The sequence below is a fragment of the Pantoea dispersa genome (genome assembly GCF_019890955.1).
In the GTDB taxonomy this organism is placed as follows: Bacteria; Pseudomonadota; Gammaproteobacteria; order Enterobacterales; family Enterobacteriaceae; genus Pantoea; species Pantoea dispersa.
This window is the reverse complement of the sequence record NZ_CP082346.1, coordinates 1,470,653-1,492,035: the sequence shown is the minus strand read 5'-3', so window position 1 is coordinate 1,492,035 and position 21,383 is coordinate 1,470,653. Positions and strand designations below refer to the sequence as shown.

The following is a 21,383-nucleotide window of genomic DNA, read 5'->3' as shown; positions in this document are numbered from 1 at the left end:
GTCATTCAGCTTAGCAAAGGAAAAAGTCACGCTTATGCGTATTGCTGCCAAAATATTTACTGAATATGAATACTTAGCGTGCCCGGGGCGATATTCTTAATTCCTTCAATTTTTGCCCGACCCGGGCGACTACAATCATTTCGTTTGCGCCGCGGTTCGTTTGCGCGCGCATGTGGGGAAAACGAAACCGCCGGAGAGCACACAGAGCAATGAATAAACGATTAAAAACGAGCCTGATTAGCGTGGTGGTGCTGGCTGCGCTGGCAGGCGCTTACTACTGGTGGCAGCATCCGGCCGAGCCTGCACAGGCTACCCAGGCTGATGGCCAGCCGCATCACGGACGCGGTGGCAACAACGGCGGTGGACGCCGTCCGCTGGCACCGGTGCAGGCCGCAACGGCGACCACCGAAAGCGTGCCCTATTACCTTAGCGGACTTGGCACCGTCACCGCGGCCAACACCGTTACGGTGCGCAGCCGGGTCGATGGCCAGCTGATGGCGCTGCACTTCACGGAAGGTCAGCAGGTGGAGGCCGGCGCGCTGCTGGCAGAAATCGATCCCCGCCCATGGCAGGTAGCGCTCACCCAGGCACAGGGCCAGCTGGCCAAAGATCAGGCGACGCTGGCTAACGCGCGCCGCGACCTAAGCCGTTACGAAAAACTGGCAAAAACCTCACTGGTGTCGCAGCAGGAGCTGGATACGCAGCGCTCGCTGGTCAGCGAAACTCTCGGCACCATCAAAGCCGACGAAGGCAATGTGGCCAGCGCGCAGCTCAATCTGACCTACAGCCGCATCACCGCGCCGATTGCCGGACGCGTCGGGCTGAAGCAGGTGGATGTCGGCAACTACATTACCGCCGGCGATACCAATGGTCTGGTGGTGATCACCCAGACGCACCCGATTGACGTGGTGTTCAGCGTTGCCGAGAACAACATCAGCCAGATCCTGAAAGCCCAGAAAAGCGGTCAGCCGCTGCCGGTTGAAGCCTGGGATCGCAGCAATAAAACCCTGCTGGCCACGGGTGCGCTGCTGAGCATTGATAACCAGATCGATGTCACCACCGGCACCATTAAACTCAAGGCGCGCTTCAGCAATCAGGACGACGCCCTGTTTCCCAATCAGTTTGTTAATGCCCGGCTGAAGGTGGATACGCTGCAAAACGCAGTGGTGATCCCGACCGCCGCGCTGCAGATGAGCAACGACGGCCACTTTGTCTGGGTGGTGAACAGTGATAACAAAGTGAGCAAGAAACGCGTCACCGCCGGGCTGCAGGATAGCCAGAAAGTGGTGATTGATGCCGGGCTGCAGGCCGGTCAGCGCGTGGTCACCGACGGTCTCGACCGCCTGACCGAAGGCGCCACGGTGGAAATTGTCGCCGCACAGAGTACCGCCACGCACAGCACGCGCGCGGCGCAACCGGCTCGCGGAGAACGTCAATAATGCAGGTGATGCCTCCCGACGCCAGCGGCGGCCCGTCACGCCAGTTTATTCTGCGCCCGGTGGCCACCACGCTGCTGATGATCGCGATTTTGCTGGCCGGCGTGCTGGGCTATCGCTTCCTGCCGGTTTCCGCGCTGCCGGAAGTCGATTACCCGACCATTCAGGTCGTCACGCTCTATCCCGGCGCCAGCCCGGATGTGGTGACCTCGTCGATTACCGCGCCGCTTGAGCGCCAGTTCGGGCAGATGTCCGGTCTGAAGCAAATGGCGTCGCAAAGCTCCGGCGGTGCCTCGGTAATTACGCTGCAGTTCCAGCTGACGCTGGCGCTCGACGTTGCCGAACAGGAAGTGCAGGCGGCGATCAACTCTGCCACTAACCTGCTGCCTAACGATCTGCCGAATCCGCCGGTGTACAGCAAAGTCAATCCGGCCGATCCGCCAATCATGACGCTGGCCGTTACCACCACCAGCATGCCGCTGACGCAGGTGCAGGACATGGTGGAGACGCGGGTGGCGCAGAAGATTTCCCAGGTCTCCGGCGTCGGTCTGGTCACGCTCTCCGGCGGCCAGCGTCCGGCGGTGCGGGTGAAGATGAACGCACAGGCGCTGGCGGCCCTCGGCCTCACCAGCGAGACGGTGCGCACCGCCATCAGCAACGCCAACGTCAATTCGGCGAAAGGCAGTCTTGATGGCCCAACGCGCTCCATCACGCTGTCGGCCAATGACCAGATGACCTCCGCGGAGGATTACCGCAAGCTGATTATCAGCTACAGCAACGGCGCGCCGGTGCGGCTGGGCGACGTCGCCACGGTTGAACAGGGTGCAGAGAACAGCTGGCTGGGCGCCTGGGCTAACCGACAGCCGGCGATTGTGCTGAACGTGCAGCGCCAGCCGGGCGCCAATATTATCGCCACCGCTGACAGCATCCGCGCGCTGCTGCCGTCGCTGACCGCCACGCTGCCGAAGTCGGTTGACGTCAAACTGCTCACCGACCGCACCACCAACATTCGCGCCTCGGTAGCGGATACCCAGCATGAGCTGATGCTGGCCATCGGGCTGGTGGTGATGATCATCTATCTGTTTCTGCGCAACGTCCCGGCCACCATTATTCCGGCAGTTGCGGTGCCGCTGTCGCTGGTCGGCACCTTTGCCGCCATGTATTTCCTTGGCTTTTCGATCAATAACCTGACGCTGATGGCGCTGACCATCGCCACCGGCTTTGTGGTCGATGACGCCATCGTGGTAATCGAGAACATCTCGCGCTACATCGAAAAAGGCGAAAAGCCGATGACCGCCGCGCTGAAAGGTGCCGGTGAGATTGGCTTCACCATTATCTCCCTCACCTTCTCGCTGATCGCGGTGCTGATTCCGCTGCTGTTTATGGGCGACGTGATTGGCCGTTTGTTCCGCGAGTTCGCCGTGACCCTGGCGGTGGCGATTCTGATCTCGGCGGTGGTCTCGCTGACGCTGACGCCGATGATGTGCGCGCGCATGCTGAGCGCCGAATCGCTGCGCAGGCAGAACCGCTTCTCCCGCGCCAGCGAGGCGATGTTCGATAAGGTGATTGCCGGCTATGGCCGCTGGCTGACGCGCGTGCTGCGCCATCCGTGGCTGACGCTGTCGGTGGCGCTTGGCACGCTGCTGCTGACGGTGCTGCTGTGGGTGGTGATTCCGAAGGGCTTCTTCCCGCAGCAGGACAACGGCATCATTCAGGGCACGCTGCAGGCGCCGCAGTCGGTCTCTTACGCCAGTATGGCGCAGCGCACCCGCGACGTGGCATCGATCATTATGAAAGATCCGGCGGTGCAGAGCCTGACCTCGTTCGTCGGCGTAGATGGCACCAACGCGGCGCTTAACAGCGCGCGGCTGCAAATCAACCTGAAACCGCTGGACCAGCGTGACGATCGTATTCCGGCAGTGCAGCAGCGGCTGCAGCAGGCGATCGATCGCCTGCCCGGCGTGTCACTGTGGCTGCAGCCGGTACAGGACCTGACCATTGATACCCAGGCGAGCCGCACGCCGTACCAGTTTACTCTGCAATCGGGTTCGCTGGAGTCACTGGGCAGCTGGGTGCCGAAACTGCTGGCACAGCTCAACACCTTGCCGCAGCTGCGCAACGTCAGCAGCGACTGGCAGGATCAGGGGCTGGAAGCCTTTGTGCGCGTAGATCGCGACAGCGCCAGCCGGCTCGGCATCAGCATGGCCGACATTGATAATGCGCTGTACAACGCCTTTGGTCAGCGCCTGATCTCAACGATTTACACCCAGGCCAATCAGTATCGCGTGGTGCTGGAGCAGGACAACACGCAAACCCCCGGTCTCGCCAGCCTCGACGCGATTCGCCTGAACAGCAGCGACGGCGGCAGCGTGCCGCTCAGCGCCATCGCGCAAGTCGAAGAGCGCCACGCTGCGCTGAGCATTAATCATCTCGACCAGTTCCCGTCGGCCACCTTCTCGTTTGACGTGGCGCACGGCTACTCGCTCGGCGATGCGCTGCAGGCGATCACCACGGCGGAAGATCAGGTCGGCATGCCGGCAGAGATGATGACGCAGTTTCAGGGCAGCACGCTGGCGTTTGAAGCGGCGCTGACCAGCACCATCTGGCTGATCGTCGCGGCGGTAGTGGCGATGTATATCGTGCTCGGCGTGCTGTATGAGAGCTTCATCCACCCGATTACCATTCTGTCGACGCTGCCCACCGCCGGCGTTGGCGCGCTGCTGGCGCTGATGCTGAGCGGCAACGAGCTGGATATCATCGCCATCATCGGCATTATTTTGCTGATCGGTATCGTGAAGAAGAACGCCATCATGATGATCGACTTCGCGCTGGCCGCCGAGCGTGAACAGGGCATGGCGCCGCGTGAGGCGATCTATCAGGCCTGTCTGCTGCGCTTCCGGCCGATTCTGATGACCACGCTGGCGGCGCTGCTTGGCGCGTTGCCGCTGATGCTTAGTACCGGCGTCGGCGCGGAGCTGCGTCGTCCGCTCGGCATCGCCATGGTCGGTGGCCTGGTATTGAGCCAGGTGCTGACGCTGTTTACCACCCCGGTGATCTATCTGCTGTTTGATCGCCTTGCCCACGCCACGCGCCGGCGTCTGAAAGGCACGGAGGCGCAGTCGTGAAGTTTTTCGCCCTGTTTATCCATCGGCCGGTTGCCACCACGCTGCTGACGCTGGCGATTGCGCTGGCGGGCATTCTTGGCTTCCGTCTGCTGCCGGTGGCGCCGCTGCCGCAGCTGGATTTCCCGGTGATTCTGATTTCGGCCTCGCTGCCCGGCGCGTCGCCGGAAACCATGGCGGCCTCGGTCGCCACGCCGCTGGAGCGCTCGCTGGGGCGCATCGCCGGCGTCAGTGAAATGACTTCCACCAGCTCGCTGGGCAGCACGCGCATCATCCTGGTGTTTGATTTCGACCGCGACATCAACGGCGCGGCGCGCGACGTGCAGGCGGCGATCAATGCCGCCCAGAGCCTGCTGCCGACCGGCATGCCCAATCGTCCAACCTACCGCAAAGCCAACCCGTCCGATGCGCCGATCATGATCCTCACCATGACCTCGGACATTTATAATCCCGGTCAGCTGTATGATTACGCGTCGACGCAACTGGCACAGAAGCTGTCACAGATTGATGGCGTCGGCGATGTCACGGTGGGCGGCAGTTCGCTGCCGGCGGTGCGCGTCGACCTCAATCCGCAGGCGCTATTTAATCAGGGCGTGTCGCTGGATGCGGTGCGCACCGCCATCAGCAACGCCAACCAGCGCCGTCCGCAGGGTGCCATCGACGATACCCAGCAGCGCTGGCAGGTGCGGACCAACGATGAGCTGCAAACCGCCAGCGTCTACCAGCCGCTGGTGGTGCACTACAACAACGGCGCGGCGGTGCGGCTGAGCGATGTGGCGAACGTGCAGGATTCGGTACAGGACGTGCGCAACGCCGGGATGACCAACGGCAAACCGGCGGTGCTGCTGGTGGTGCGCAAGTCGCCGGACGCCAACATCATTGATACCGTCGACCGCATCCGGGCAGAAATGCCGGAGCTGCATGAGGTGATCCCGGCAGCTATCGACCTGCAAATCGCCCAGGACCGTTCGCCCACCATCCGCGCCTCGCTGCACGAAGTGGAGCAGTCGCTGGTGATCGCCGTGGCGCTGGTGATTCTGGTGGTGTTTTTCTTCCTGCGCGACGGCCGCGCCACGCTGATTCCGGCGGCGGCGGTGCCGGTATCGCTGATTGGTACCTTCGCCGCCATGTACCTGTGCGGCTTCAGCCTGAATAACCTGTCGCTGATGGCGCTGACCATCGCCACCGGCTTTGTGGTGGATGACGCCATTGTGGTGCTGGAAAACATCGCGCGCCACGTCGAAGCCGGCATGAAGCCGCTGCAGGCGGCACTCACCGGGGTGCGCGAGGTGGGCTTTACCGTGCTGTCGATGAGCCTGTCGCTGATTGCGGTGTTCCTGCCGCTGCTGATGATTGGCGGTATTATTGGCCGCTTTTTCTCGGAGTTTGCCATCACGCTGTCGGTGGCGATTCTCATCTCGCTGTTTATCTCCATTACCCTGACGCCGATGATGTGCGCGTATCTGCTGAAACCGCAGGCGAAGCGCAGCCAGCCGCGCACGCGCGGATTTGGCCGCGTGCTGCTGGCGGTGCAGCAGGGCTATGCGCGCTCGCTGGGCTGGGTGCTGAACCACGCGATCTGGGTGCTGTTGCTGCTGCTCGGCACCGTCGGGCTGACCATCTGGCTGTTTATCGCCATCCCGAAAACCTTTATGCCCGAGCAGGATACCGGCCGTCTCAACGGCTTTATCTCCGCCGATCAGAGCATTTCGTTTCAGGCGATGCGCGGCAAGCTGCAGGATTTCATGAACATCATCAAGGCTGACCCGGCGGTCGATAACGTCACCGGCTTCACCGGCGGCTCGCGCACCAACAGCGGCTCGATGTTTGTGTCACTCAAGCCGCTGTCAGAACGCAGCGAAAGCGCGCAGGAAGTGATCGCCCGCCTGCGTGTGAAGCTGGCGAAAGAACCGGGTGCCAACCTCTACCTCAATGCGGTGCAGGATATTCGCGTCGGCGGACGTGAATCGAACGCCAGCTACCAGTACAGCCTGTTGTCGGATAACCTCGCCGATTTACGTGAGTGGGAGCCGAAAATCCGCCAGGCGTTTGCCGCGCTGCCAGAGCTGGCCGATGTGAACTCGGATCAGCAGGACAACGGCAGCGAAATGGCGCTGACTTACGACCGCGAAAGCATGGCGCGCCTCGGCATCGACGTGTCGGCGGCCAATGCGCTGCTGAATAACGCCTTCGGCCAGCGGCAAATCTCCACCATCTACCAGCCGCTGAATCAGTACAAAGTGGTGATGGAGGTTGATCCGCGCTATACCCAGGATGTCAGCGCGCTGGATCAGATGTTCGTGATCAACAGCGATGGCAAAGCGATTCCGCTGAGCTGGTTTGCCAAATGGCAGCCGGCCAACGCGCCGCTGTCGGTCAACCATCAGGGGCTGTCGGCGGCCTCGACCATCTCGTTTAACCTGCCGGAAGGGGTCTCGCTGTCGCAGGCATCGGAGGCCATTGACCGCACCATCACGGCGATTGGCGTGCCGTCCAGCGTGCGTGGCAGCTTCGCCGGCACCGCGCAGGTATTTCAGGATTCGCAGTCGAACCAGCTGTGGCTGATGCTGGCGGCGATTGCCGCAGTGTATATCGTGCTCGGCATTCTGTATGAGAGCTACGTGCATCCCCTGACGATTCTCTCTACCCTGCCCTCGGCGGGCGTCGGCGCGCTACTGGCGCTGCAGCTGTTTAATACGCCGTTCAGCCTGATTGCGCTGATCGGCATCCTGCTGCTGATCGGTATCGTGAAAAAGAACGCCATCATGATGGTGGATTTCGCGCTGGAGGCGGAGCGCAACGGCAACCTGTCGGCGCGCGACGCCATTTTCCAGGCGTGCCAGCTGCGTTTCCGCCCGATTCTGATGACCACGCTGGCGGCGCTGTTTGGTGCGCTGCCGCTGGTGCTGACCAGCGGGGACGGCGCGGAGCTGCGCCAGCCGCTGGGCATCACCATTGCCGGTGGGCTGGTGATGAGCCAGCTGCTGACGCTGTACACCACACCGGTGGTGTACCTGATGATGGATAAACTGCGCCGTCGGAAAAAGCAGCCGCGGTTGATAACGGAGCCATAACGTCATACCTGCACTAAGCGTAGCGGCGCAATTCAACGCGCGATAAATCGCGCCGCTACGCGACCTGCGGCTGATGAAACTGTTAACACGGGATGACCATGAACGCACAAACCGCCACCGTCCGCTGGCAACTGTGGATTGTGGCCTTCGGCTTTTTTATGCAGACGCTGGATACCACCATTGTGAACACCGCGATTCCGGCGATGGCCCACGATCTCAACGTCAGCCCGCTGCATATGCACTCGGTGATTGTCTCCTACGTGCTTACCGTGGCGGTCACGCTGCCGCTCAGCGGCTGGCTGGCGGACCGCTTTGGCGTGCGCAACATCTTCTTCTGCGCCATCGTGTTGTTCAGCCTCGGCTCGCTGCTGTGTGCCTTCGCCACCTCACTTGACCAGCTGGTGATGGCGCGCGTGGTTCAGGGCATCGGCGGTGCGATGATGGTGCCGGTCGGCCGGCTGACGGTGATGAAAATCGTGCCGCGTGAGCAGTACATGTCGGCCATGACCTTTGTCACCCTGCCCGGCCAGATTGGCCCGCTGCTCGGCCCGGCGCTGGGCGGCATTCTGGTGGAGTATGCCAGCTGGCACTGGATCTTCCTGATCAACATTCCGGTCGGCATCATCGGTGCCATTGCCACGCTGCTGCTAATGCCGAACTACACCATGCAGACGCGACGCTTTGACTTCCTCGGTTTTGTGCTGCTGGCGGTCGGCATGGCTACGCTGACGCTGGCGCTCGACGGCCAGCGCAGCGCCGGCGGCTCGCCGCTGCTGCTGTGCCTGCTGATTCTGCTGGGGGTGTTTTCCCTGCTGTTCTACCTGATGCACGGCCGCAACAACGATAACGCGCTGTTTAGCCTGAAGCTATTTGACAACCGCATTTACGCCATCGGCCTGCTCGGCAGCTTCACCGGCCGCATCGGCAGCGGCATGCTGCCGTTTATGACGCCGATTTTTCTGCAGGTGGGTCTCGGCTTTAGCCCGTTCCACGCCGGGCTGATGATGATCCCGATGGTGCTGGGCAACATGGGCATCAAACGCGTGGTGGTGCGCATCGTAAATCTGTTTGGCTATCGTAACGCGCTGGTGGGCGGCACGCTGGCGCTGGCGCTGGTGGTGCTGCTGTTTCCCGTGGTGGCGCTGCTCGGCTGGATCTGGCTGCTGCCCGTGGTGCTGCTGTTGCAGGGCATGGTCAATGCCATCCGCTTTTCGTCCATGAATACCCTGACGCTGAAAGAGCTGCCGGACGAGCTGGCCTCGAGCGGCAACAGCCTGCTGTCGATGATCATGCAGCTGTCGATGAGTATCGGCGTCACCGTGGCCGGTCTGCTGCTCGGCGCTTTCGGCCATGGCGCGGTGAGCGACAGCGCCGCGACCCATCAAACCTTTATGTACACCTATTTGTGCATGGCGCTGGTGATTGCGCTGCCGGCGCTGGTGTTCTGGCGCGTACCCGCCGATGTGAGTAAAAACGTGGACCTGAGAGGCAGGAGAAAAGGATGAAGCAGCCGGTAAAACTCGGCATCAGCGCCAAACTGTTTATGGCGATTTTTTCCACCTGCATGCTGGTGATCATCACCATGCACTGGGGCGTGCGCCTCAGCTTTGAGCATGGCTTTGTCGATTACATCAAAAAGGGCAACGAGCAGCGCCTGACGCTGCTGAGCGATGCGCTGGCCGATCAATACGAACAGCACGGTAGCTGGGATTTTTTGCGTAACAACGACCGGCTGATTTTCACCATTCTGCGCTCGCTGGAACAGAATCCTGGCAGCGGCACGCAGCTGCCGCCGCACGGCTGGCGCACCCAGTTCTGGATTATCGATCAGCAGTACAAAATACTGTCCGGCCCGCGCTCGCCGGTGCCGCCGGAAGGCTCACGCCGCAATATCACCACCAGCAACGGCAAGATTGTTGGCTGGGTGATTGCGTCGCCCGCCGAGCGACTGACGCGCAGCACCGATATCAACTTTGACCATCAGCAGCGCCAGACCAGCTGGCTGATTGTCGGCCTCACCACGCTGCTGGCCGCACTGGTCACCTGGCTGCTGGCGCGCGGCCTGCTGGCACCGGTGAAACGGCTGGTGGACGGCACCCATCAGCTGGCGGCGGGCAAATTTACCACCCGGGTGGAGGTTGGCAGCAGCGACGAAATTGGCCAGCTGGCGCGCGACTTCAACCAGCTGGCGCGCTCGCTGGAGAAAAACGAGAGCAACCGGCGCGCCTTTATGGCCGATATTTCCCATGAGCTGCGTACACCGCTGGCGATTTTGCGCGGTGAGCTGGAGGCGATGCAGGATGGCGTACGCAAGCTGACGCCCGACGCCATCAGTTCGCTGCAGAGCGAAGTCGCGCTGCTGACCCAGCTGGTGGAAGACCTGCACCAGCTGTCGCTCTCCGACGCGGGCGCCCTCGCCTACCGCAAACAGCCGGTGGATCTGGTCAGTCTGCTGGAGGTGGTGGCGGGCAGTTTTGGCGAACGCTATCGCAGCCGGGGGTTGATGCTCAGCCTGATGCTGCCGGCGCAGGCCAGCAGCTTTGGCGATCCGGACCGGCTGATGCAGCTGTTTACTAACCTGCTGGAAAACAGCCTGCGTTACACCGATGCCGGCGGCACGGTGCAGCTTAGTATGCAGCTCAGCGGCGAGCAGTGGCAGCTGCAGTTTGCCGATAGCGCACCGGGCGTCGAGCGCCAGCAGCAGGCACAGCTGTTTGAGCGCTTCTTCCGCGCCGAAAGCTCGCGAAATCGCGCCAGCGGCGGCTCCGGGCTCGGTCTGGCGATCTGCAAGAATATTGTTGAGGCGCATGACGGCAGCATTAATGCGGCCGACTCTGATTTAGGTGGGCTGAAAATCACGCTAAACTTGCCGTATGTTCCTCACTAGACACCCTTTATGAGCACGGAAAATAGCGATCCCCTGATTCTTGTTGTGGAAGACGAACCCAAACTGGCGCAGCTGATGATTGATTACCTGCAGGCGTCAAACTACCGCACGCACCACCTCGCCGATGGCAACGCGGTACTGAGTTATGTGCAACAAACGCCGCCAGACCTGATGCTGCTGGATTTGATGCTGCCGGGCCGTGACGGCCTGACGCTGTGTCGGGAAATCCGCCGCTTCTCTGAGCTGCCGATTATCATGGTGACCGCACGCACGGAAGAGATTGATCGCCTGCTCGGGCTGGAGATTGGCGCTGACGACTATATCTGCAAACCCTTCAGCCCGCGTGAAGTAGTGGCGCGGGTGAAAACCATTCTGCGCCGGGTGAAACGTTCGCCAGAAGAGGCGCAGCTGGCCTCGCATCTGCTGATCGACGAAGGGCGTTTTCAGGCCAGCTGGCGCGAACAGCCGCTGGAGCTGACGCCCGCCGAGTTCCGCCTGCTGAAAACCCTGGCGCTGGAGCCGGGCAAAGTGTTTTCGCGCGAGCAACTGCTGAACCATCTGTATGACGACTATCGCGTGGTCACCGATCGCACCATTGACAGCCACATCAAGAACCTGCGGCGCAAGCTGGAGAACCTTGATGCCGAACAGCCGTTTATTCGCGCCGTGTACGGCATGGGATATCGCTGGGAAGCGGATGTTGGCCGCCTGCTGTAACCGCTTAGATTGATCCAGGTCAATTTACATCGGGAGTCGCCCTGCCTACAATTCCCCACCTTTTGCAGGGCCGTCTGACGCGGCCGCTGCACGTGCCATCCGTGATGGCATGCTGACCTGACATCAGTGAGAACTTCCCATGCTTAAACCCGAACTGCTTTCGCCGGCAGGCACGCTGAAAAATATGCGTTATGCCTTTGCCTACGGCGCCGACGCGGTGTATGCCGGCCAGCCGCGCTACAGCCTGCGCGTGCGCAATAACGAATTCACCCATGAAAACCTCGCCAAAGGCATCAGCGAGGCGCACGCGCTCGGCAAGAAGTTTTACGTGGTGGTGAACATTGCCCCGCACAACGCCAAGCTGAAAACCTTTATCCGCGATCTGACGCCGGTTATCGAGATGCAGCCGGATGCGCTGATCATGTCCGATCCCGGCCTGATCATGCTGGTGCGCGACGCCTTCCCGCAGATGCCGATTCACCTGTCGGTGCAGGCTAACGCGGTGAACTGGGCCACGGTGAAGTTCTGGCAGCAGATGGGGCTGACGCGCGTGATTCTGTCGCGCGAGCTGTCGCTGGAGGAGATCGCCGAAATTCGCCAGCAGGTACCGGAGATGGAGATTGAAATCTTTGTCCACGGCGCGCTGTGCATGGCCTACTCCGGCCGCTGCCTGCTCTCTGGCTATCTGAATAAGCGCGATCCCAATCAGGGCACCTGTACCAACGCCTGCCGCTGGGAATATAACGTGGCCGAAGGCCAGCAGGATGAGGTCGGCAACATTGTTGGCTTCCATCAGCCGGTTGCAGTGCAGCCCGCGACGCTCGGCGTCGGTCAGCCCACCGACCGGGTATTCCTGCTGGAAGAGAAGATGAAGCCAGGCGAGGTGATGAGCGCGTTCGAAGATGAGCACGGCACCTACATCATGAACTCGAAAGATCTGCGCGCGGTGGCGCACGTCGAACGCCTGAGCCAGATGGGCGTGCATTCGCTGAAAATTGAGGGCCGCACCAAATCGTTTTACTACTGCGCGCGCACCGCGCAGGTGTACCGCCGCGCAATCGACGATGCGGCCGCCGGCAAACCTTTCGATCCGGCACTGCTGGAGACGCTGGAAGGGCTGGCGCACCGCGGCTATACCGAAGGTTTTTTGCGTCGCCACACCCATGACAGCTATCAAAACTACGAGCAGGGTTTTTCCATTTCGGAGCGTCAGCAGTTTGTCGGTGAATTCACTGGTGAGCGGCGCGGTACGTGGGCGCAGGTGGCGGTGAAGAACAAGTTCATGCTGGGCGATAGCGTAGAGATCATGACGCCGGACGGCAATCTCAACTGCACGCTGCAGGCGATGCAGAATGACAAGGGTGCCGCGGTTGAGGTCGCTCCGGGAGATGGTCATCGCGTCTGGATCAGCGTGCCGGAGGGGGTCGATCTGGCCTATGCGCTGCTGCTGCGCAATTTTACCGACGGTAACAGCACTTACGATCCGCACGGTAAAAATCGCACTAAATGAAAAGAAAACGGCGAAGTTAGAACAGGATCACAGACCGCCGCTTCGCCGCGCTTTAGAATCGCGCCTGCTGCTAACGAGTAACAACAAACAGCAGGTAGTACCAGGAACCACCTCATTCACCCGCCCGGCTCCCCCGTGCGGGTTTTCTTTTTTCATCGTTCGCCGATAAAGTTCCCGCCGCAGCTATGCTATAACCACAGCTCTGTCTTACTCATCAGGGAAGCGATAATGCAAAATAAACCCCTCACTTTGCTGATTCTGAATGGAAAAGGCGCAGGCAATGAAGAGTTGCGTGCCGCCGTGAATACCCTGCGCGACGAAGGCTTTAACCTGGCGGTGCGCGTGACCTGGGAAAAAGGCGACGGTGACCGCTACGTGCAGGAAGCGCTGCAGCTGCAGGCGGAAACCGTGGTGGCTGGCGGCGGCGATGGCACCATCAATGAGATTGCCACCGCGCTGGCCGCCCTGCCGCCAGCGCAGCGGCCGGTGCTGGGGATTTTACCGCTTGGCACCGCCAATGATTTCGCCACCAGCGCCGGTATTCCTGAAGAGATGGAACCCGCGCTGCGGCTGGCGGTGCTGGGCAAAGCCACGGCCATCGATCTGGCGCGCGTCAACGGCGACCGTTACTTCATTAACATGGCGACCGGCGGTTTTGGCACGCGCATCACTACGGAAACGCCGGAGAAACTGAAATCGGCGCTGGGCGGCGTCTCCTATTTTATTCATGGCCTGATGCGCGTTGATGCGCTGAAGCCGGACAGCTGCGAAATCAGCGGACCGGGCTTTCACTGGCAGGGTGACGCGCTGGTGATTGGCATTGGCAATGGCCGTCAGGCCGGTGGCGGACAGCGGTTATGTCCGGAAGCGCTGATCAACGACGGACAGCTCAATCTCAGCATCGTAACCGCCCAGGAGCTGCTGCCAACGCTGCTGCACTCGCTGACGCGCGACGATGAAAATCCGAACATTGTCGCGGCACAGCTGACGTCGCTGACCATCCGTTCACCGCATGAGATGACCTTTAACCTCGACGGCGAGCCACTGTCCGGCAGCGAGTTTGAGATTGAGGTGCAGCCCGGCGCGTTGAGCTGCCGCCTGCCGCCGCAGTGTGCGTTGCTGGCGTAATCTTTGGAAAATTTCTGCATTATCCCGGTGCGCATAAATGCGCACCCTGTGAGGCTCGCCATCCCTGCACGCACCGTGTAAGGTCGCCATTCATAGCGACCGGTTACGTGCGTCTCCGGCTGACGCTCTGCGTCACACCTTCATCCAGCGGCGCTCCACGGCGGAAATCGCCACCGCTTCCAGCACCTTCTGCACCTGCAGCCCTTCGGCAAAATCCGGCCACATGCGGTCGCCGGCGGCGATGCCGTTAATCAGATCGCGAATCTCGACCGTTTTCTGATCGTTAAAACCGATGCCGTGGCCGGCTGAGACGCAGAAGCTGGCATAATCCGGGTGCGCCGGACCGGTGAGAATGGTTTTAAAGCCCTGGCGGCCGGCCGGATCGTCGTGCAGGTACAGTTCCAGCTCAGCCATGCGTTCCTGCGTGTAGCGCAGCGTGCCTTTGGTGCCGGTCACCACATAAGTCAGCCCCATCTTGCTGCCGCAGGCGATACGCGAGGTTTCAATCACGCCGTGCGCGCCATTTTTAAAGCGCAGCAGCGCGCTGGCCTGATCTTCATTTTCCACCGGCAGCAGACGTGACAGCGCCTTCGGATCTGGTCGCTGTTTGATCACCGTCATCATGTCACCGCTCACCTCATCAATATCACCGACCAGATAGTGCGCCATGTTGACGATATGCGCCGCCAGATCGCCAAGCGCGCCGAGACCGGCCAGCGCTTTCTGGCAGTGCCAGTCGAGCGGCGTCTCCGCGCGCGCCAGGTAATCTTCGTTATGGGTGCCGTAAAAGTGCACCACTTCGCCGATCTCACCGCGCGCGATAATCTCCCGTGCCAGCTGGCTGGTGGGGTTTTTCATGTAGTTGAAGCCTACCAGGGTTTTCACCCCCGCCTGCTCTGCCGCCTGCACCATCTCTTCGGCATCGGCCACCGAGAGCGACAGTGGCTTTTCGGAGTAGACGTGCTTGCCGTGGCGAATCGCCTCCAGCGCCATCTCTTTATGCAGGAAATTGGGCGCGCAGATATCGACCACGTCGATGTGCGGATCGCGCACCAGCTCGCGCCAGTCGCCCGTCGAACGGGCAAAGCCAAACGTCGCCGCCTGCTGCGCCGCCAGCGCCGGATTCACCTCTGCCAGCATCTCACGCACAATCTCACCCTTCAGGGCGAACACCGTGGGTGCCTGCGCGTAGGCAATCGCGTGACAACGCCCAATATATCCACTGCCAATCATACCGATTCTGACTTTGTTCATGCTGCACCTGCGGTTCACGGGGATGAGTTTCCCGGAATATATGTTTCGTTTTGGGCGGCGACAACGGCGAAATGAAATATCTGTGATCATACATGCGAGGTATCGGACAGAAGCGACAAATCAGAATGTAATTTTGCATAGCATTGGTGACATCTCTCACAATCAGGCGCAGTGTTGGCGCTAATTCGCGCCATCGCGCGGGCCCGCGTCGGGCAATTGACGCTTTATTCAGCAGTCAGAAAAAATTGTGAAAAAGAGCTTTGACAAGCCACAGCCTGCCCGATAATATGCGCCCCGTTCCAAACGATTCCTCTGTAGTTCAGTCGGTAGAACGGCGGACTGTTAATCCGTATGTCACTGGTTCGAGTCCAGTCAGAGGAGCCAGATTTAGAAAAGCCTGCTTTTAGAGCAGGCTTTTTGCTTTTCTGCGTATCTGACGTTTAGATACCGCCATACCACTCGTAACCGCGATCTTCCCAGTAGCCGCCGCGTCCGCCCCACAGCTGGGCAAACGAATCCACCACTTTGATTTCCATCAGATACTTGGCGTGCTTGTAACCGAGCTGGCGCTCGACCCTGAGACGCAGCGGCGCGCCGTGCGCGACCGGCAGCGGCTGATCGTTCATACGGTAGGCCAGCAGCGTTTGCGGATGCCACGCATCATGCAGATCGATACTTTCGTAATAGCGCCCGCTGCCGTCCAGCGTCTGCTCCAGTTCGTCGGCACACAGGAACACCACGTAGCGGGCACCTGGCCGCAGGCGCGCCGCATCCAGCACCAGTCCGAGCGGTACGCCCTGCCATTTGCCAATCGCGCTCCAGCCCTCCACGCAGTCGTGCCGGGTAATCTGTGTGCGACTGGGAAACCGCTGCAGATCGCTGAGCGATAAACTCAGCGGCTGTTGCACCAGCCCGGTGACGCGCAACCGCCAGTCGGCAAACCCGTTCGCCAGCAAACGCGCATATTCGTCGGAGTCAGGCATTTGCGTGCCGTTGGCGCGGAACAGCGGCGAAATATCGGCCTCGCTGAACTCCGGTGCCAGCCGCTGGCCGCCCAGCAGGCGCTGGCTGGCACGCGTCAGCCGCTCGGTCTGATTGAGCCAGCCGCTGACCGTGTCATTTTGCGTCAGTTGATCGCAACCGCTCAGCAGCGCCGCGCCGGCGCCGGACAGCGCGCCCAGCAGCAGGCGGCGACGCGACAGCTCGATTTTCATGATGGGGTATCCTCTTTGTCGATCGCGTAACGTCCGGTGATCATCGAACGCAGGTTATTGAACACGCCTGACACCAGCACCATCACTACATGCACCAGCACAAACAGCACCAGCAGCGTGGCGGTGATAAAGTGCACCGTGCGCGCCGTCGGACGGCCGCCAAACAGATCGGGTAAAAACGGCAGCGCCGCATCCAGCGCTGGCGACAGGGTTAATCCACTGAGCAGCATCAGCGGCAACAGTATGAAGATCACCAGCAGATAGCTGAGTTTCTGCAACGCGTTATAGCGCCGCGCCGCTTCACCGCGGGCGAAGCGCAGCCGGGCGTGGTCGCAAATCTCCTGCCACAAATGACGGGCGCCCAGTTGCTGACGGTCGGGCAACAGATCGCGGCGAAAGTGCCGGTGCCAGAAACCGTGCAGCAGATAAATCACGCCGTTGAACAGCAGCAGCCAGGCAAAAAAGAAGTGCCAGTGGCGACCGGCTCCCAAATCCTGCCACGACGGCAGCGTCATCCAGCCGGGGAACGCGCGCGCTGTCAGCGTGCCCTCCAGCTTCGAGACACCGAGCACGCCGGTGGTATTCAGTTGCAGCGAGCCGAGCCGGACAAATCCCTGCTGCTGACGATTGCCGATTTCAAACACCGGCTGCTCATGGTCCGCGCCATACAGGCCGACATACAGACGCGGATGTGCATTAAAGATTTGCAGTCCGCTCATCAGCAGTACGGCAAAACACAGGGCGTTGACCCAGTGCGTCACGCGCACCAGCAGCGAATGACGACGGATTAGCGTTTTACTGCGGGAAGGTGAAGGCTGTTGCATCATCGAGCCCCTTACCAGCCAGGCGAGGCCTGGCTGGAGCCGGATTACATCGGCGGCACTACGCCGTTTTTGCCGACAATGATATTGCCTGCGGTGAGCTTACCGTCGGCGCCCTTCTCGGCCGGAACAAACACCGTGGTGCCGGGTTTCAGGTCATCCGGGGTGGCCGCCGCCAGCGTCACCACCGGCGTACCGGCCGGAATAGCAATTTTTTTCTGATGGCCGTGATAGCTCACCGTCACTTCGCTGTTGTCCACCGAGGTGACGCTATTGGCGACTGTGGCGTTGGTCATTGAGCTGCCCGGCTTCAGATCCCAACTGAAGTTACCCTCGCCTGCACCTTTCAGCTGCGCCGGGAAAATCAGCACTTCGAGCGCGCCATCTCCGCCGCCTGCTTTCGGCAGCGAGGCAATGCCCACGTAATCGCCCTTTTTAATGTCGCTGATGCTGGCCTTCGCCACCGCAGACACCATCGCGCCTGGCTTCATGGCCACGCTGACCTCCGATCCTTCGCGTGGCTTGATAGTGAGCTGCTGCCCGTTTACCGATTCAACAACGCCACGTACCTGCACTTTTTGCCCTGCCATCTCTGCCGCCATCGCCGGCGACAGCGTGGCGCCGGCCAGCAGTGAACCGGCAATCAGCAGTGAAAGGCGTTTGTGATGTGATAAGACCGTCATGGAGTATTCCTTTTGATGATAAGCGCTGCCTCAGCGGCAGCCCTGTGCCAGAAATCATTCAACCCAAAGCGCAATAACATTGCGGCAAAAGGCGCTGGAAAACAAACCTACTAGTTGGTAGATTAAAAAACAAGATAATTTTTCACCCTGTACTTTGTCATGTCATTATTTTGTCTTAGCCTGAGCCTCGCGCAGATCCAGCGCCTGGGTTGAACATTGGGAGCATCAGTATGGAAATGCAGTTACGATCGGCCACGTTAGCGCTGCTGATTTGCAGCTGTTCCGCCGCCGCGGCAGAACTCAGCTGTCCTTCGCCGGGCCAGCTTATTAACACGCGTTTGTCTTACATGAAGGATGTGGCGGGTTATAAAGCGCAGCATCATCAGCCGATTGAAGATTTGGGTCAGGAGCGCAAGGTGCTGGACAAAGCCCTGGCGGAAGCGCGTCAGCTGGGTCTGGACGATGCCACGGTGCAGCCGTTTATTCAGGCACAGATGGATGTGGCGAAAGCGGTGCAGTATCGCTATCGCGCCGACTGGCTGGCAACGCCGGAGCCGCACTGGCAGCCGCGTCCGCTGGATGAGGTGCGCAAAAGCATTGGTCATTACAGCGACGCGATTCTGACGCAGCTTGCCGCGCAGTTGAAACAGGGCGCGACGCTGCAGGCACCGCAAAAAGCCGAATTCATGCGAGACATTCAGCAGCGCAACGTGTCGCCGCAGGATAAAGAGTTATTGTGGCGCACGCTCAGCGCGGTGACGTTACGGCGACCGTGATGTTGCACGGCGAGCGTGCCGTCGATCGCAGCAGGCCTGTCATTTTACTGCGTTTATTCCGGTCGCCCTGAATGGCGACCCTGTAAACCAGGTAACGACTTTACAGGATGTGCAGTGATGCGCACCGCAACGCCATTCTGAAACTTCTCTTTCCAACTGCCCCATCCGCTCTGTGATTGCGTTCACAACTCTGCAACAGCAACTTGTATGGTAGTATTATTGCGCGTATTTTTTCATCATTACTGTCGCGTTATTGCTGGTGCGCCGCGCCTTCAGGCCACCAGCCAGGAGTAAATGATGAAAAGTGTGGTGATTGAACAACCGGGTAAACTGCTGCTGGCCGAGCGCGCGCTGCCACAGCCCGCCGCTGATGAAGTACGGGTAAAAGTGAAATTTGCCAGCATCTGTGGCTCTGACGTGCACATCTGGCACGGTCACAATCCATTTGCCCGCTATCCGCGCGTGATCGGCCATGAGTTCTTTGGCGTGATTGACGCGGTCGGACAGGACGTTGATGCCAGCCGGCTGGGCGAGCGCGTGGCGGTCGATCCGGTGGTGAGCTGCGGCCACTGCTATCCCTGCTCCGTTGGCCGTCCCAATGTCTGTCAGTCGTTGCAGGTGATTGGCGTCCACCGCGACGGCGGCTTCAGCGAGTATGCGGTGGCGCCAGCCCAAAATGCCCATCGCCTGCCGGCGAGCATTCCCGACCAACTCGCCAGCCTGGTTGAGCCCTTCACCATTGCCGCGAATATCACGGCGTTCCTCAAACCGCAGCCACAGGATGTGGCGCTGATTTACGGTGCCGGTCCGATGGGGTTGACCGCCATTCAGGTGCTGAAAGGCGTGTACGGCGTACAGCAGGTGCTGGTGGTCGACCGCCTGCCAGAGCGGCTGGCGCTGGCGCAGCAAAACGGTGCCGATCGCCTGTTCAACAACAGCGAGATCCCGCTGGCGGCGCAGCTGGAAGGCGTTCAGCCGACGCTGATTATCGACGCCGCCTGCCATCCGGCGATCCTCGCTGAAGCGGCTGCGCTGGCCTCGCCGGCGGCGCGCATCGGCCTGCTCGGGTTTTCTGCTGAGCCGTGTAGCCTGACGCAGCAGGCGTTGACCAGTAAAGAGTTGTCGCTGTTTACCTCGCGCCTGAACAGCAACCGCTTCCCGCAGGTGATTGCGTGGCTGGAACAGGGGCTGATCCAGCCGGAGAAACTGGTCACCCACTATTTCCCGCTGGCGCAGATCGAGCGCGCCATGACGCTGTTTGAACAAGACCCGCGCACCTGCTGCAAAGTGATCCTGCAAATGGATTGAATGAGGCGCCACACCAGATGTTCCTGATGCCGGTGCGTACCCGCCGGCCACAACAATAATCCCCTGCATAAATCAGGCGCAGCGCCGCGGTCATCAAGGTCATCTCCCCGTGACGCTGCCGCCTGAAGAAGAACAGGGAAACGGAGTTTCTATGCTGAAGAATCTACGCTGGACCCTCGTACTGCTGCTGTTCCTGGTTTATATGATCAACTACCTCGATCGTATTGCCCTGTCGCTCACCGTGCCGCTGGTGGAAAAAGATCTGATGATCAATGCCGAGCAGTTCGGCCTGATCTTCGGCAGCTTCTTCTTCGGCTATGCGCTGTTCAACTTTATTGGCGGCCTGGCCACCGATAAATTTGGCCCGACGATTGTGCTCGGCACCGCCGTCGGCATGTGGTCACTGTTCTGCGGCATGACCGCGCTGGCGACCGGTTTCTGGTCGATGATGATTCTGCGCGTGCTGTTCGGCATGGCGGAGGGCCCGATTTGCGCCTCGGCCAACAAAGCCATCAACGGCTGGTTCCCGAAAAAGCAGGCCGCCACCGCCATGGGCCTGCTGAGTGCCGGTTCCCCGCTCGGCGGCGCGGTCGCCGGGCCGATTGTCGGCTACCTGGCGCTCTCCTTCGGCTGGCGTCCGGCGTTTGTGGTGATCTGCCTGATTGGCCTGGTGTGGATGGCGCTGTGGTTCTTCTTCGCCGCCGATAATCCGGCGCGCAGTAAGCGCGTCTCAGCGCAGGAGCGCGCGCTGGTAGAGAAACTGAAAGCGGAAGAGCCGGCAGATATCATCGACGCGGACGGCAAAGCGCACGGCATGGGCTACTATCTGCGTCAGCCGATTATCCTCGTTACCGCATTCGCCTTCTTCTGCTACAACTACATTCTGTTCTTCTTCCTGAGCTGGTTCCCGGCCTATCTGGTGCAGGCGCACGGGCTGGATATCAAAGCCATGAGCATCACTACCATGATCCCGTGGATTGTCGGCTTCGTTGGCCTGGCGCTGGGCGGCTGGATTTCCGATAAAATCTTTAATATTACCGGTAAGCTGCTGCTATCACGCAAGATTGTGCTGGTAGTGTCGCTGCTGGCGGCAGCCATATGTGTGGCGCTGGCGGGCACCATCAAAGAGGTGAATTCGGCGGTGATCATGATGTCGATCTCCATCTTCTTCCTCTACATCACCGGTGCCATTTACTGGGCGATTATTCAGGATGTGGTGCACAAGAGCCGCGTCGGCAGCATCAGCGGCTTTATTCACCTGATTGGCAGCCTGTCCGGCATTATCGGCCCGATCGTTACCGGCTTCATCGTGCAGCACACCGGCAAATTTGACAGCGCCTTTGTGCTGGCGGGTGTGGTGGCGGCCCTTGGTGCGCTGCTGGTGCTGTTTGTGATTCGCAGCCCGAAAGCCAGCGACAAACCGGTTTCCGTTTAATCGAATGACTCTGCCGGG

15 protein-coding genes and 1 tRNA gene are annotated in these 21,383 nt (G+C 60.5%); 12 read left to right on the top strand and 4 right to left on the bottom strand.

Annotated elements, in window-relative coordinates; translation table 11 throughout:
* Window positions 1–209 precede the first annotated feature (209 nt).
* From K7H94_RS06835 to yegS, 8 genes are all read left to right on the top strand, one after another.
* The gene (locus K7H94_RS06835) at window positions 210–1,439 is read left to right on the top strand and encodes an MdtA/MuxA family multidrug efflux RND transporter periplasmic adaptor subunit (protein WP_222951846.1); all 1,230 of its coding nucleotides are present in this window, start codon (window positions 210–212) and stop codon (window positions 1,437–1,439) included.
* Window positions 1,439–4,561: an MdtB/MuxB family multidrug efflux RND transporter permease subunit gene (locus K7H94_RS06830; RefSeq protein WP_222951845.1), complete on the top strand. Its 3,123-nt coding sequence runs from the start codon at window positions 1,439–1,441 to the stop codon at window positions 4,559–4,561. The genes K7H94_RS06835 and K7H94_RS06830 overlap by 1 nt, the downstream gene beginning before the upstream one ends.
* Entirely contained in the window at window positions 4,558–7,632 is a 3,075-nt protein-coding gene (mdtC, locus tag K7H94_RS06825) for a multidrug efflux RND transporter permease subunit MdtC (protein ID WP_021509313.1), read from the top strand. The genes K7H94_RS06830 and mdtC overlap by 4 nt, the downstream gene beginning before the upstream one ends.
* 98 nt (window positions 7,633–7,730) lie before the next feature.
* Window positions 7,731–9,137, top strand: coding sequence for a multidrug transporter subunit MdtD (gene mdtD, locus K7H94_RS06820; protein WP_031280060.1), 1,407 nt, complete (start codon window positions 7,731–7,733; stop codon window positions 9,135–9,137).
* On the top strand, window positions 9,134–10,519 hold the full coding sequence (baeS, locus tag K7H94_RS06815; protein ID WP_222951844.1) for an envelope stress sensor histidine kinase BaeS: 1,386 nt from the start codon (window positions 9,134–9,136) through the stop codon (window positions 10,517–10,519). Before mdtD ends, baeS begins: the two co-directional genes overlap by 4 nt.
* 9 nt (window positions 10,520–10,528) lie before the next feature.
* Window positions 10,529–11,236: an envelope stress response regulator BaeR gene (gene baeR / locus K7H94_RS06810; RefSeq protein ID WP_031280058.1), complete on the top strand. Its 708-nt coding sequence runs from the start codon at window positions 10,529–10,531 to the stop codon at window positions 11,234–11,236.
* A 139-nt stretch (window positions 11,237–11,375) separates the two neighbouring features.
* On the top strand, window positions 11,376–12,746 hold the full coding sequence (gene trhP / locus K7H94_RS06805; RefSeq protein WP_058769956.1) for a prephenate-dependent tRNA uridine(34) hydroxylase TrhP: 1,371 nt from the start codon (window positions 11,376–11,378) through the stop codon (window positions 12,744–12,746).
* A gap of 228 nt (window positions 12,747–12,974) precedes the next feature.
* Window positions 12,975–13,874, top strand: a complete 900-nt coding sequence (yegS, locus tag K7H94_RS06800; RefSeq protein ID WP_215800839.1) for a lipid kinase YegS — start codon at window positions 12,975–12,977, stop codon at window positions 13,872–13,874.
* Window positions 13,875–14,006: 132 nt separating this feature from the next.
* Here yegS and K7H94_RS06795 read toward each other — a convergent pair whose 3' ends face one another.
* Complete coding sequence (locus tag K7H94_RS06795) at window positions 14,007–15,128, bottom strand: Gfo/Idh/MocA family protein (protein WP_222951843.1); 1,122 nt, start codon at window positions 15,126–15,128, stop codon at window positions 14,007–14,009.
* Window positions 15,129–15,436: 308 nt separating this feature from the next.
* Here K7H94_RS06795 and K7H94_RS06790 point away from each other — a divergent pair.
* Window positions 15,437–15,512: transfer RNA gene (locus K7H94_RS06790), tRNA-Asn, on the top strand.
* A gap of 56 nt (window positions 15,513–15,568) precedes the next feature.
* On the opposite strand, the gene K7H94_RS06785 is transcribed toward K7H94_RS06790, so the two are convergent.
* Genes K7H94_RS06785 through K7H94_RS06775 form a run of 3 tightly spaced genes read right to left on the bottom strand, consistent with a single transcriptional unit; the run spans window position 15,569 to window position 17,846 of the window.
* Window positions 15,569–16,342 carry a molybdopterin-binding protein gene (locus K7H94_RS06785; protein WP_058757278.1) on the bottom strand — a complete coding sequence of 258 codons (774 nt, stop codon included), beginning with the start codon at window positions 16,340–16,342 and terminating at the stop codon, window positions 15,569–15,571.
* Window positions 16,339–17,169, bottom strand: coding sequence for a cytochrome b/b6 domain-containing protein (locus K7H94_RS06780; RefSeq protein ID WP_031280057.1), 831 nt, complete (start codon window positions 17,167–17,169; stop codon window positions 16,339–16,341). The genes K7H94_RS06785 and K7H94_RS06780 overlap by 4 nt, the downstream gene beginning before the upstream one ends.
* Before the next feature lie 41 nt (window positions 17,170–17,210).
* A complete protein-coding gene (locus tag K7H94_RS06775; RefSeq protein WP_222951842.1) occupies window positions 17,211–17,846 on the bottom strand; it encodes a hypothetical protein in 636 nt (211 codons plus the stop codon).
* A gap of 230 nt (window positions 17,847–18,076) precedes the next feature.
* On the opposite strand from K7H94_RS06775, the gene K7H94_RS06770 reads away from it, so the two are divergent.
* The 3 genes from K7H94_RS06770 (at window position 18,077) to K7H94_RS06760 (ending at window position 21,365) form a co-directional block, all read left to right on the top strand.
* On the top strand, window positions 18,077–18,622 hold the full coding sequence (locus K7H94_RS06770) for a chorismate mutase (protein ID WP_222951841.1): 546 nt from the start codon (window positions 18,077–18,079) through the stop codon (window positions 18,620–18,622).
* A 297-nt stretch (window positions 18,623–18,919) separates the two neighbouring features.
* On the top strand, window positions 18,920–19,930 hold the full coding sequence (locus K7H94_RS06765) for a Zn-dependent oxidoreductase (protein WP_058757274.1): 1,011 nt from the start codon (window positions 18,920–18,922) through the stop codon (window positions 19,928–19,930).
* Between the two features lie 151 nt (window positions 19,931–20,081).
* Window positions 20,082–21,365 (top strand): MFS transporter, encoded by a 1,284-nt coding sequence (locus K7H94_RS06760; protein ID WP_058757273.1) that lies wholly within the window; start codon window positions 20,082–20,084, stop codon window positions 21,363–21,365.
* Window positions 21,366–21,383 lie beyond the last annotated feature (18 nt).